Source organism: Stenotrophomonas maltophilia (assembly GCF_047497515.2).
GTDB lineage: Bacteria > Pseudomonadota > Gammaproteobacteria > Xanthomonadales > Xanthomonadaceae > Stenotrophomonas.
This window is the reverse complement of record NZ_JAXAXL020000016.1, coordinates 14,744-27,509: the sequence shown is the minus strand read 5'-3', so window position 1 is coordinate 27,509 and position 12,766 is coordinate 14,744. Positions and strand designations below refer to the sequence as shown.

The 12,766-nt window shown below is 66.4% G+C and carries 10 protein-coding genes; 6 read left to right on the top strand and 4 right to left on the bottom strand.

Annotation, left to right across the window (positions count from 1 at the left end; genetic code table 11):
- Positions 1 to 6: 6 nt before the first annotated feature.
- Positions 7 to 951 (bottom strand): FecR family protein, encoded by a 945-nt coding sequence (locus tag ACMZPQ_RS18360; RefSeq protein WP_414486117.1) that lies wholly within the window; start codon positions 949 to 951, stop codon positions 7 to 9.
- Positions 948 to 1,466 (bottom strand): sigma-70 family RNA polymerase sigma factor, encoded by a 519-nt coding sequence (locus ACMZPQ_RS18355; protein WP_101765637.1) that lies wholly within the window; start codon positions 1,464 to 1,466, stop codon positions 948 to 950. Before ACMZPQ_RS18355 ends, ACMZPQ_RS18360 begins: the two co-directional genes overlap by 4 nt.
- A 149-nt stretch (positions 1,467 to 1,615) precedes the next feature.
- Between ACMZPQ_RS18355 and ACMZPQ_RS18350 the strand changes: the two genes are divergently transcribed.
- The gene (locus tag ACMZPQ_RS18350; protein ID WP_197581362.1) at positions 1,616 to 1,996 is read left to right on the top strand and encodes a VOC family protein; all 381 of its coding nucleotides are present in this window, start codon (positions 1,616 to 1,618) and stop codon (positions 1,994 to 1,996) included.
- 146 nt (positions 1,997 to 2,142) lie between these two features.
- On the top strand, positions 2,143 to 4,122 hold the full coding sequence (gene betT / locus ACMZPQ_RS18345) for a choline BCCT transporter BetT (protein ID WP_197581364.1): 1,980 nt from the start codon (positions 2,143 to 2,145) through the stop codon (positions 4,120 to 4,122).
- Between the two features lie 57 nt (positions 4,123 to 4,179).
- Here betT and ACMZPQ_RS18340 read toward each other — a convergent pair whose 3' ends face one another.
- Both ACMZPQ_RS18340 and ACMZPQ_RS18335 read right to left on the bottom strand, forming a co-directional pair.
- Positions 4,180 to 6,807, bottom strand: coding sequence for a TonB-dependent receptor domain-containing protein (locus ACMZPQ_RS18340; protein ID WP_197581366.1), 2,628 nt, complete (start codon positions 6,805 to 6,807; stop codon positions 4,180 to 4,182).
- 209 nt (positions 6,808 to 7,016) lie between these two features.
- Positions 7,017 to 7,994 carry a zinc-binding dehydrogenase gene (locus tag ACMZPQ_RS18335; protein WP_197581368.1) on the bottom strand — a complete coding sequence of 326 codons (978 nt, stop codon included), beginning with the start codon at positions 7,992 to 7,994 and terminating at the stop codon, positions 7,017 to 7,019.
- A gap of 432 nt (positions 7,995 to 8,426) precedes the next feature.
- Between ACMZPQ_RS18335 and ACMZPQ_RS18330 the strand changes: the two genes are divergently transcribed.
- From ACMZPQ_RS18330 to ACMZPQ_RS18315, 4 genes are all read left to right on the top strand, one after another.
- Positions 8,427 to 10,790, top strand: coding sequence for a ribonucleoside-diphosphate reductase subunit alpha (locus ACMZPQ_RS18330; protein WP_197581371.1), 2,364 nt, complete (start codon positions 8,427 to 8,429; stop codon positions 10,788 to 10,790).
- 61 nt (positions 10,791 to 10,851) lie between these two features.
- A complete protein-coding gene (locus tag ACMZPQ_RS18325; RefSeq protein WP_197583643.1) occupies positions 10,852 to 11,892 on the top strand; it encodes a ribonucleotide-diphosphate reductase subunit beta in 1,041 nt (346 codons plus the stop codon).
- Positions 11,864 to 12,385, top strand: a complete 522-nt coding sequence (locus tag ACMZPQ_RS18320) for a flavodoxin (RefSeq protein WP_197583644.1) — start codon at positions 11,864 to 11,866, stop codon at positions 12,383 to 12,385. Before ACMZPQ_RS18325 ends, ACMZPQ_RS18320 begins: the two co-directional genes overlap by 29 nt.
- Positions 12,357 to 12,683 carry a thioredoxin fold domain-containing protein gene (locus tag ACMZPQ_RS18315; RefSeq protein ID WP_197583645.1) on the top strand — a complete coding sequence of 109 codons (327 nt, stop codon included), beginning with the start codon at positions 12,357 to 12,359 and terminating at the stop codon, positions 12,681 to 12,683. The genes ACMZPQ_RS18320 and ACMZPQ_RS18315 overlap by 29 nt, the downstream gene beginning before the upstream one ends.
- The last annotated feature ends 83 nt before the right edge of the window (positions 12,684 to 12,766 follow it).

Below are 12,766 nucleotides of genomic sequence, written 5' to 3'. Positions count from 1 at the left end.
CACGAATCACGCCGGACGCACGACGGTCCACCACGGCCAACGCTGCTCGATGCGGATCGGCAGGGCGCGGGCCAGCAGTTGCAGGGCCTGCAGGCTGTCCAGGCGTGGCAGGACCGCGGTGACGTTCAATGCGGCGAGCGTCGGATCACACCCGAGGTAGCCGCGATGGTGGCGGGCCAACTCGTCGATGACACGGATCAGGGGCACGTCCTGCACCTGCAGTCGGCCGTCCTGCCAGTCGCCACGCAGCGGATCGGCATTGATCGCCGACAGTCCGCCCATTGGACCGATCCGTACTGCTCCGCCCGCGGCTACATCCAGCCCCGCACCCAACAGCGGCACGCAGCGCACCGCGCCCTCGAACACATCCAGGCGGCTGTCCTGTGCTTGGCGGCCGACCGCGAAGCGAGTGCCGATCGGCTGCAGGCGCGCGCCCGGTACATGCACCGACAGCGGCAGATGGGCAAATGCAGGCAGGTGCCCGGTCTGCAGCAGCAGTTCGCCGCGCAGCAGGTGCAGGTCGCGGCGGCCGTTGCCGAAGTCGATCGACACTTCACTGTCGGCGTTGAGCCACAGCCGGCTGCCATCGGTCAGCGTCCAATGCCCCGTGTGTCCGGCCGCGGTGCGCTGCGTCTGCAGGCCGCGCTGCAGCTGCACCGCATGCAGGCCGAGTAACGAGAAGGCGCCGAGGCCGAGCGCGCCGCCGAGCCCACGCAGTGCCTGCCGGCGACGACGGCCAGCGGTATCCAGCGCCTTCGCTGCCGCCGGGGCCGACAATGGCGCGAACGACTGCCAGACCGACTCGACGCGCTGCCAGGCATCGGCGTGGCCGGCATTGGCGTGCAGCCATGCGCGCCAGCGCTGCTGGTCACCGTCACTCCATCCCTGCTCGCGCAGCGCGAACCATTCCGCAGCCTGCTGCAGCGCCGGGCTGGCCAGTGCGGCACTCATGCCGTGGCATCGCCGGACAAGCGCAGGCAATGCAGCATCGCCTGCGCCATGTACTTCTTGACCATGCGCTCCGATACGCCCAGCTGCTGGCCGATCTCCGCATAGCCGAGTCCGGACAGTCGTGCCAGCAGGAAGGCGCGCCGCGGTCGCTCGGCCAGGCCGGACAGCATGTCGGCGATGGCATGCAGCAGCTGCAATGCCTGCGTGCGCTCTTCCGCAGACGGGTGCACCGGCTCCGGTTGCGCGGCCAGCGCGGCCAGATAGGCGCGCTCCAGGTCGGCGCGCTGCCAGTGGTTGACCAGCAGGGCGTGCGCAATGGTGCTGAGGTAGGCACGCGGAAGGCGCAGTTCGGACGGATCGACGCGACGGCTGAGCAGGCGCAGGAAGGTATCCTGGGTCAGGTCGGCCGCGCAGTCTGCGTTGTGCGTGCGGCGACGGAGCCAGCCCAGCAGCCAACCATGGTGTTCGCGGTAGAACCCCGCCAGCGCAGTGCTGGAGGCGGCGGGCACGGCCATCGGCATCGATCATTAATGAGAATGATTCCCATTATAGAATGATCGCGCGTCACTCGACAAACGGCGCGCAGCCAGGGCACGAGGAGGGTGGATTTGCGATGCGCCCCCGCGCTCGCCGACACTGCGGTCCTTCCACAAGGAGTGCCCGCATGTTCAGTCACATCACCGTTGGAACGAACAACATGGAGGCCGCGCATCGCTTCTACGAGGCCCTGTTCACCGCCCTGGGTGCGCGCCCGGGGGTGTTCGATGACAAGGGCCGCTTGGTGTACTTCAAGGACGGCCGGATGTTCATCGTCACCGCCCCCATCGACGGTGAGCCGGCGTGCCATGCCAACGGCGGCACCATCGGCTTCACCCTGGACAGTGCCGAGGCCGTGCGGAGCTGGCAGGATGCGGGCGTGGCCCATGGGGGTACCGCCATCGAAGATCCGGCCGGCATCCGCAACATGGCCGGACGCCAGCTGTTCCTGGCCTACCTGCGCGATCCGGACGGCAACAAGCTGTGCGCGGTGCATGTGATGTCGTGATACAGGGCAGGCACGGCGGCGCGCGCGTGATAGCACGAAACCGCGCGCGCGGGCTGTGACTCCGGGCCACAACTTCATGCTCTGTCCACTGCGGTTCATCCAGAATTGGTCGGCTAATCCTTTGATCTGCCGGAGAACGCCGCCCCATGGAAGTACTGGAGCCGCAACAATCCCCGGTGCGCACCCTTCGGCCTGTGTTCGCCTTCGCGGCGATCGTCGTCGTGGCGTTCGCGCTGTTTGTCAGCCTGTTCCCGCTGGGTGCGGGCCGCCTTCTGCTCAAGGCACAGGACTGGGCCGCGCTCAATGTCGGCTGGTACTACCTGCTGGCGATGACCCTGTACCTGGTGTTCGTGGTCGGCGTGGCGCTGTCCAAATATGGCGGAATCAAGCTTGGTGCCGACCATGACGAGCCGGAGTTCAGCTATCTGTCCTGGGCCGGCATGCTGTTCGCCGCCGGTATCAGCATCACCCTGTTCTTCTTCTGCGTTTCCGAACCGCTGACCCACTACCTGCAGCCACCGCAGGGCGACCCGGCAGCCGGCGAGGCCGGTGCGCGCCAGGCCATGCAGCTGCTGTTCCTGCATTGGGGCCTGCATGGTTGGGGGGTGTTCGCGCTGGCGGCGATGGCGATGGCCTATTTCGCCTACCGCCACAACCTGCCGCTGGCACTGCGTTCGGCGCTGTACCCGCTGATCGGCAAGCGCATCAATGGCCCGATCGGTTACACCGTGGATGCACTGGGCATCGTCGCCACCGTGTTCGGCATCGGTGCCGACATGGGCTTCGGCGTGCTGCACCTCAATGCCGGCCTGTCGCACCTGTTCAACATCCCGCACTCCAACCTGGTGCAGATCATCCTGGTGGTCAGCATGATGGGCGCGGCGGTGGCCGTGGCTGTCTCCGGGGTGGAGAAGGGCGTGCGCTGGATGGCCAACATCAACATGCTGCTGGCGATCGCGCTGGTGCTGTTCATGCTGTGCGCCGGCCCCACGCAGTACCTGCTCAGCACCTTGATGCAGAACCTGGGCGACTACCTCGGCAGCGTGGTCGGCAAGAGCTTCGACGTGTACGCCTATGGTGGCCGCCCGGAATGGCTGGGCGGCTGGACGGTGTTCTACTGGGCCTGGTGGATCGGCTGGGCGCCGTTCGTCGGCCTGTTCATCGCGCGCATCTCGCGTGGCCGCACCATCCGCGAATTCGTGTTCGGCGTGCTGCTGATACCGCTCGGCTTCACCCTGGCGTGGCTCTCGATCTTCGGCAACAGCGCGCTGGACCAGGTGCTGCACCATGGCCAGCAGCAACTGGCGCAACTGGCGGTGGATGATCCACCCACCGTGCTGTATGCGCTCTTGGATGGCTACCCCTGGAGCCGCACGGTGATCGCGGTGACGGTGCTGGTCAGCTTCGTGTTCTTCGTGACGTCGGCCGATTCGGGGGCGGTGGTGCTGTCCACGCTGTCTTCGCACGGCGGTGCGCCGGAGGATGACGGTCCGCGCTGGCTGCGCGTGTTCTGGGGCACGGTGATTGCGGTGCTGACCGCCGGCCTGCTGCTGGCCGGCAGCATCGACGCGCTGAAATCGGCGGTGGTACTGGCGTCGCTGCCGTTCTCGGCGGTGCTGTTGCTGATGATGTGGGGCCTGACCCGTGCCTTCAGTGACGAATCGCACCGCAAGCGCGCGCTGCAGTACCGGCCGTCGCCGCTGATCGGTGACGACCGCCACCACCAGGGCTGGCGCCAGCGCCTGAGCCAGGCCATGCACTTCCCGGTGCGCGACCAGGTCTACCGCTTCATGGACGACACGGTGAAGCCGGCGATGGAGGCGGTGGCCGAGCAGCTGCGCGGGCAGGGCTGGGATGTGGCCACCCGCTTTGAAGCGGGTGACATGGAGCTGTCGGTGAACCACGGCGAGCAGCAGGACTTCCTGTACCGGGTGATCCTCAGCGGCTACCTGACGCCGTCGTTCGCCGCGCAGCAGCTGCGCAACCAGCGCTACTACCGTGCCGAGGTGCATCTGTTCGAGGGCAGCCAGGACTACGACCTGGTGGGCTACAGCCGCAAGCAGATCATCAACGACATCATCAGCCAGTACGAACGGCACCTGCAGTTCCTGCACCTGAGCCGTTGATGCACGACCGCTGTGGTGGGTGCGGACCGTTGGTCCGCACACCCTTGTAGCACCGCATCAGAACCGGTAGCGCGCCCCCAGCGAGACGAACTGCCCACGCAGGTTGTACTGGCTGATGTCGAAGCCGTTGGAGCCACCGGCCGGGTCGAACGGCGGGTCCTTGTCGGTCAGGTTCAGCACCGACAGCGACAGCGTGGTGTTGGCAATGCCTTCGTACGCCACGTACAGATCCAATTGGTGATAGGGCTTGACGCGGTCGCGCAGGCCCGGATTGCTGGTCGCCGTCGCCACGCGCTGGTCGTAGCCGCTCACGTACTGCAGGCTCAACGTGCTGCTCCAGTCACCCACCGCCCAGTTCAGCGAGGTGGTGCCGCGGGTGCGCGGCAGTGCGCCGTGGCGGTTGTTGCCGGCACCGTCATACGGCGCCTGGCCGGCCACCAGGGGCTGCTTGAAGCTGAGCAGGTGGGTCCAGCTGCCGGCCACGGTGAAGTTGCCCCAGCCATCGGTGCGGAAGGTGCGGGTGGCGTCCAGGTCCAGCCCCGAGGTGGTCAGCTCGCCCTGGTTGGCGTACTGGTTGGTGATGAACTGGATGCGGCCTTGTGCATCGCGCTGCACGCGGCCGGGGAACAGGGTCGGGTTGTCGACGATGAACTGCGCGCTGTCCGGCTTGACCAGGTTGTCCTGCTCGATGCGGTACCAGTCCAGGCCGATGCTGGTGTCGCCATCCGGCGACCACACCGCACCCACGTTGAAGTTGCGCGAGCGCTCGGCCTTCAGATCCGGGTTGCCGGTGCGGATGTTGGTCACGCCACGGCTGCCACCGGGCTGCAGTGGATCCAACGGGTCGATCACCGAGCCGTAGCTGACGGTCTGGCCCGGCGCGATCTCCGGCAGCGACGGTGCACGGAAGCCACGCGAGAACGAGCCGCGCAGCAACAGGCTGTCCAGCGGCTGCCAGCGCAGCGCCACCTTCGGCGAGAACGCCTTGCCGAAGTCGTCGTAGCGATCGCCGCGACCGGCCACCTGCAGCTCCAGCGTGCGATGCAGCGGCACGCTCAGTTCGGCGTAGGCGGCGCTGACCTGGCGCTCGCCGTTGACCACGTTGATGGCCGGGCGCAGTTCGGTGCCCGACAGCACCTGCGCGCTGGTGCGCGCGTCCAGCGATTCCTTGCGGAACTCGGCACCCCAGGCGAAGCCGACCGTGCCGGCCGGCAGTTCCCACAGCGAGGTCGATGCTTTGACGTTCAATGAGTGCAGCTTGTACCAGCCCGGTCGCTTGGTCTGCAGGCGCAGGGCATCCAGCGCCCCCGGCGTGCTGGACGGGTTGAGGAAGTTGTAGCTGCCATCGCGCAGGATCTGTTCGAAGGCGTAGCGGTTGACGAAGTTGTCGACGTACTCGCGCTGTGCGCTCTGCGAGGTCAGCGCCGCCACTTCCCAGTCCCAGCGCTCGCCACTGCCGCGCACGCCGGCAAGAGCACGGTAGAACACCTGGGTGTTGTCCTTCAGGCGCGGGCCGAGATCGAAGAAGGTGTACTCGAACGGCAGCGGCGCGCTGCCCGGGTTGTTCGGGTGGCCGACCGGCAGCACCGCCGGCACGTCGATCAGGGTGCCGGTGGCCGGGTTGTAGGCACGCAGGCCGGGGCCGACGGTGAGTGGCGCGCTGAAGATCTGGTCGGCCTTGTTGTGGCTGTACAGCACGTCGGCGAATGCTTCGACGCTGTCAGTGAAGCGGTAGGTCGCACTCAACGACGCCTGCAGGCGCTCGGCGCCGGGCTGCAGGGTCTTGAATGGTTGCGCGTTGAAGGCGCAGGCCTGGCCGGGCAGGGTGCTGCCGAAATCGCTGTAGGGGCGCAGCTGGCTGCCATCGGGGCAGGGACTGAACGGCTGCGGCGCACGCGGGTTGCCCAGCCAGTTGCCACCGGCAGTGGACCAGCCGGCCAGGCGGCCACCGGGCTTGTCGCGGAAGTCGCCGCTGCGGGTGTAGGCGCGCTGATCGGCGTCGAGGCGGTCGCGCTTGAGCAGGTCCAGTCCGAACAGCACGTTCCAGCCCTGCTGTTCCAGGTCACCGAAGCCGGCCAGCAGGTTGGCCTTGCGTTCGTCCAGGCCGCCCTGGGTAGCAGTACCGAAGCCGCCGCCCACTTCCACGCCTTGGAAGTTCTTTCGCAGGATGATGTTGATGACGCCGGCGATGGCATCGGAGCCGTACACCGCCGAGGCGCCGTCCTTCAGCACTTCGATGCGTTCGACCGCGCTGATCGGCAACGCGTTGAGGTCGACGAAGGTGTCCTGCGTGTTGAGCGCGAAACCGAAGTTGGAGACGCGGTAGCCGTTGACCAGCACCAGCGTGTTCTTCGGCGACAGGCCACGCAGGCCGATCGAGGCCGAGCCGGCGGCAAAGCTGCCGGTGTACTGCTCGTCGAAACTGTTGCCGGCGTTGGCCGACAGGTTGCGCAGCACGTCGGTGAGGGTGGAGCGGCCGGTCTGCTCGATCTGTTCGCGGCTGACGATCTGCACCGGATTCGGCCCGGCGGTATCGCTGCGCTTGATGTTGGAGCCGGTCACCAGCACGGTGCCGAGGGTGGTGCTGTCCTTGCCGGTATCGGCGGTTTCAGCGGCGCCGGCAGCGCCGGCGGTGAGGCCCAGCGCGATGGCGCCGGCAAGCAGGTTCAGGGTGGTGCGGTACATGGAAGCGACAACGCCGAACGGGGGAGGAGTCGTCAGTACCGCACGCGACCGCACACGCCTTCCAATGACGAAAGCGCATTCAGTTATACATCACAGGTTCTTAACGAAATGAATGCTCCTTGCTCTTGGTGGGTGCGGACCGTTGGTCCGCACGCTCCTGGCGGGTCAGAGCCCTTTCCATTCTGGAAAGGGATCCGACCCGGAGACCATCAAGGCCGCAGCAACACCTTGCCGTTGCGACCCGAACCCGCGCCTGCCGTCACTGCCTGGGCGATGTCGTCCAGTGCGAAGACCTGCTCCACCGGCAGCGTCAGCTCACCACTGGCCGCACGCTTGAGCAGCTCGCCGACCAGCCGGCGCTTGTCCTCCACCGCCATCGCCTGGCTGACCTTGCTGCCCCAGAAGCCCTTCACCGTGGCCTCCTTGTAGATCAGGCCGCCGGCGGGAATGCGCATCGGCTCGCCGCTCATCACCCCGAACGACACCAGGGTGCCGTGGTGGCCGAGCAGGTCGACCAGGTCACCGCTGGCATCGCCACCGATGGAATCCACCGCGGCCGCCGCCTGTGCTTCGCCGGTGGCGGCGCGCACGCGATCTTTCCAGCCGTCCACCGAGGTATCGAATACGTGATCGATGCCGAGTGCCTGCAGCTGCGCGACCGCGTCGGCATTGCGCACCAGGTTGGCCACGTGCACGCCACGCGCCCGCGCCAGCATCGCCAGCGACTTGCCGACGGCCCCGTTGGCGGTGTTCTGCACGATCCATTGGCCGGCCTCGACGTGCAGGAATTCCAGTAGCATCAGCGCGCTCAGCGGCATCGCGATCAGCTGTGCGGCCATCTCGTCGGCGATGGCGTCCGGCATCGGAATCACCATCCGCGCCGGTGCGATGAAGGCTTCGGCCCAGGTGCCGTGCACCGAGGCGGCGGCAACGCGCTGGCCGATCTGCAGGCCGTCGACCCCTTCGCCAAGCGCATCGACCACGCCCAGTGCCTCACTGCCAGCGATGGCCGGCAGGGTCGGTTTGTAACCATAGAGGCCGCGCACGGTCAGCAGGTCGTGGTTGTGGATCGAGGCCAGCATGGTGCGGATGCGCACCTCGCCCGGGCCGGGCTCGGGCAGGGCCACATCGGCAACGGCGAGGACGTCGGCCGGGTCGGCGAAGGAAGCGTACTGGGCAGCGCGCATGGGCAGTGTTCCGGGGAAAGTGGAGGTTGTACCGAACTGGGGACGCAGGCGCTGTCGTCAAGGCGTCGCCGCTGCAACACGGCATCCTGCGACGGATCGTCGCGTCATGTCGTGATTACCTCATCTTGTGTTGACGGCTCGGAGTATCCCCACTATGTTGTGGCCGTCACTCCCGGTCAGCCGCCGCCGCCGGACATGCAGCAAACGTCCCGCGGCCCGCCCCTGAAGGCTTGCCGTGTCGACGCGGCCGCCATCGCGCGGACACAGGTCGCCCCCACGGCCCGGATACCGGCCGCAGGCGCAGGCGCATGCCGACGACCTGATGATCCCGTGCGTTGGCATCCCACCCCGATCGCCCCGTGCGCCGGTATCGCGTGCAGGGCTGCCACGGCATCGACGCCGCTGTGCGTGCGAGCCTGGAGACGCAGGACCATGACCGACAACACCTACCGCGCGGCCGATCTGGCCGGCGCCGGCGACGCTTTGCGCGCCGGTGGCGAGCGCGTGCCGACCTGGATCACCAAGGAGGCCGGCAACCGCCGCCTGCCGTTCGACGCCGAGCGCCTGCAGCGCAGCATCGATACGGCGCACGCGGAGTTTCCGCAGCTGGATGTAAGCGACTATCGCCGCGTGGTGCAGGCGATGGTCGAGCGCAAGCCGAGCCTCAGTGCCGATGATCTGGTCGACCTGCTGATCCGCGAGGCCGAATCGCGCGTGGACCTGGTCGCGCCGGAGTGGGAGCAGTTCGCTGCACGCATCTACCTGCGCCGCCTGTACAAGCGCGCCAGCCGCAACCGGTTCTACGACGTCAGCCTGAAGTACGGCTCCTACGTGGGATTGCAGGAAAGCCTGGCCGACCGTGGCATCTACAGCAACGACATCCTGCGCTGCTATTCCAAGGAAGAGCTGCAGCAGGCCGGCGAGATGATCGAGCCGGAGCGCGATCGCCTGTTCGCCTACAACGGCCTGTACCTGCTGGCCACGCGCTACCTGGCCAGCGATCGCAGCCGCGAGGTCTATGAGCTGCCGCAGGAGCGCTGGCTGACCATCGCGCTGTACCTGATGCAGGAAGAAAAGCCGCGGGAGCGGCGCATGCAGCTGGTCGGCGAGGCGTACTGGGCGCTGTCCAACCTGTACATGACCGTGGCCACGCCGACGCTGGCCAACGCCGGCAAGGTCGGTGGCCAGCTGTCCAGCTGCTTCATCGACACGGTGGATGACAGCCTGCAGGGCATCTATGACTCCAACACCGATATCGCCCGCGTGTCCAAGCACGGTGGCGGTGTGGGCGCCTATCTGGGCTACGTGCGCAGCAGTGGCGCACCGATCCGTGGCGTGCCCAATTCCTCCGGTGGCGTGGTGCCGTGGATCAAGCAGCTCAACAACACGGCCGTGTCGGTCGACCAGCTCGGCCAGCGCAAGGGCGCGGTGGCGGTGTACCTGGACATCTGGCACCGCGACATCGAGGCCTTCCTCGATCTGCGCCTGAACAATGGCGACCAGCGCCTGCGCGCGCACGATGTGTTCACCTCGGTGTGCGTGCCCGACCTGTTCATGGAGGCGGTCGAGCGCCGCGCCGACTGGTACCTGTTCGACCCGCACGAAGTGAAGAGCGCCAAGGGCTGGTACCTGCAGGACTTCTATGACGAGAAGCGCGGCTCAGGCAGCTTCCGCGACCGCTATGCCGAATTGGTGGCCGACGAGCGCATCAGCCGCCGCACGGTGAAGGCGATCGACCTGTTCAAGCGGATCATGCTCAGCCAGCTGGAGACCGGCAATCCGTTCCTGTTCTACCGCGACGAGGTCAACCGCAAAAACCCGAACAAGCACGCGGGCATGGTCTATTCCAGCAACCTGTGCACCGAGATCCTGCAGAACATGAGCCCGACGCGGATGATCCAGGAGATCGTCAGCGGCGACCAGATCGTCACCACCCGCCGCGCGGGCGACTTCGTGGTCTGCAACCTGTCTTCGATCAACCTCGGCCGTGCGATCAGCGCGCCGGATGACCTGCTGGCCACCGACGTGCTCGAGCGCCTGATCCCGATCCAGGTGCGCATGCTCGACAACGTGATCGACCTCAACGCACTGCCGGTGCCGCAGGCCACGATCACCAACCGCAAGTACCGCGCCATCGGCCTTGGAACCTTCGGCTGGCACCACCTGCTGGCGCAGCAGGCAATCCAGTGGGAATCGCCGGACGCCGAACAGCTGGCCGACCGCCTGTACGAGCGCATCAACTTCCTGACCATCCAGGCCAGTGCGCAACTGGCCAGGGAAAAGGGCAGCTACCCGATGTTCGCCGGCAGCGACTGGCACAACGGCCGCTACTTCATTGACCGTGGCTACAGCGGCGCGGCCTGGGACAGCCTGGCCCGCGAGGTCGCCACACATGGCCTGCGCAACGGCTGGCTGCTGGCGGTGGCGCCGAACATGAGCACCGCGCAGATTGCCGGTTCCACCGCATCGATCGATCCGATCTACAGCGCGTTCTACTACGAGGAAAAGAAGGACTTCCGGCGGCCGGTGGCCGCGCCAGGCCTGTCGCTGGAGACCTGGCCGTATTACGAGAAGGGCGCCTACAAGGTCGACCAGTTCGCCAGCGTGCGCCAGAACGCACGCCGCCAGCGCCACGTGGACCAGTCGATCAGCTTCAACCTGTACGTGCCCAGCACGATCCGCGCCAGCACGCTGCTGGAGCTGCACCTCAGCGCGTGGCGCGAAGGCCTGAAGACCACCTACTACGTGCGCTCCAACGACATCGACATCAGCGAATGCGAGTGGTGCGCCAGCTGATCAACGGTAGTGCCGGCCCCCGGCCGGCCACCCCCCAGAAAGAAAACGAAGGCAGAAACCCATGGCAACCCCCCTCGACCGCATCAAGATCCTCGAACCGCGTCATCCCAACCGCAGCACCGGCATCATCAACGGCCGCACCAGCGGCATCCTGAACTGGAACGACATTCCGTACCCGTCGTTCTATCGGGCCTACAAGGAACTGTCGACCAACTTCTGGATCCCCGACGAAGTCGACATGAAGGCCGACGCGCGCCAGTACAGTGAGCTGTCCGGGCGCGAGAAGAACGCCTACGACTCGATCATCGGCCTGCTTGCCACGCTGGATTCGCCGCAGACCCGCTTCATCTACAACGTGGCCGAGTACATCACCGACCCGGCCGCGCATGCCAACGCGGCGATCATCGGCCAGCAGGAGGTGATCCACAACGAGAGCTACAGCTATGTGCTGGCCTCGATCACCGACCTGCCGAACCAGAACCGCGTGTTCGAGCTGGCGCGCACCCATCCGACCATCATCAAGCGCAACGCACCGATAATGGGCGCGTATGACGACTTCATGCGCGAGAAGACCGCCGAGACCCTGCTGAAGTCGCTGATCCAGTCCTCGATCCTGGAAGGCATCAACTTCTATTCCGGTTTCGCCTATTTCTACAACATGGTGCGGCAGAACCGCATGACCGGCACCGGCAAGATCATCAGCTTCATCAACCGCGACGAGTTGGCCCACACCAAGTTCATCAGTGAGCTGATCCGCGCGATCATCGGCGAGAACCCGGAGCTGCAGACCAATGAGCTGACCGCCTATGTGCACCAGGCGTTCGAGCATGCCATCGAACTGGAAACCGAGTGGTCCTCGGAAGTGCTGGATGGCATCGATGGCATCGATGTGGAGGAAATGACGCGCTACGTGAAGTACCGGGCCAACAAGATGGCCGGCATGCTCGGCATCGAGCGCCTGTACAGCGACACCACCGACAACGTGATGCCGTGGATCAAGGCCTACGCCGACAATTTCACCGAGACCAAGACCGACTTCTTCGAGATGCGCAATGCAAGTTACAAGAAGACCAATGTCGACAACGGCTTCGACGATCTCTGAGCCCGGCGCCGCGCTGCGCATCCTGCTGGTGGTGGCCTCGCTGAGTGGCAACACCCGGGAGCTCGGCCGGCAGATTGCCGGGCGCTGCCGGGCTGCGGGTCATGTCGTTCACTGGCAGGAGGCGGATGACCTGCGCCAGGCGCCACCGCTGGCGGCCGACGAGGCCGATCTGGTGCTGCTGGGCTGCTGGACCGACAACGCCGGTCGCACGCCTGCGGAAATGAAGGCGTGGGTGGCCGGCATTGCCGAGCGCGGCGAGCGGCCGCGGCAGCTGGCGGTGTTCGGTACCGGCGAGACGCAGTGGGGGCAGGAGTACTACTGCGGTGCCGTGCATCGCTTGATCCGTTACTTCCGCAGCGACTACCCGCCGCTGGAGATCGAACAGATGCCGCATGGCGAGCGCCATGCCGCGGCCATCGAAGCCTGGGCCGATGCGGTCCTGGCCCATTACTGGAGCAACACCGATGCAGATCATCGACGCCACCACGCCTGAGCAGTTCCAGCAGTTGCTGGCCGAGCATCCACGGGTGCTGGTGGATTTCCACAAGGATCAGTGTCCGGGTTGTCGGATGCTGGAGATGTCGCTGCATCGCGTGGCGAACAGTGGGGCGGGGCAGGGAACCACGTTGTTGCGCGTGCAGCTGGAAGTGCTGGGCGAAGCGTTCTTCAGAGAGCTGGGGCTGCGGCAGACGCCGACGCTGTCGCTGTTCCGTGACGGCGACGAACGCACGCGTCTGGCCGGTTTCCAGTCGCCGCAGCAGATCGAAGCCGCGATCGCGTTGCACCTGTAGCGCGGAGGTGGCGGGGGCGGGCCAGGCCCGGCGGCATTTCGCGCGCCCCGCTTTTTGTAGAGCCGAGCCATGCTCGGCTGCCG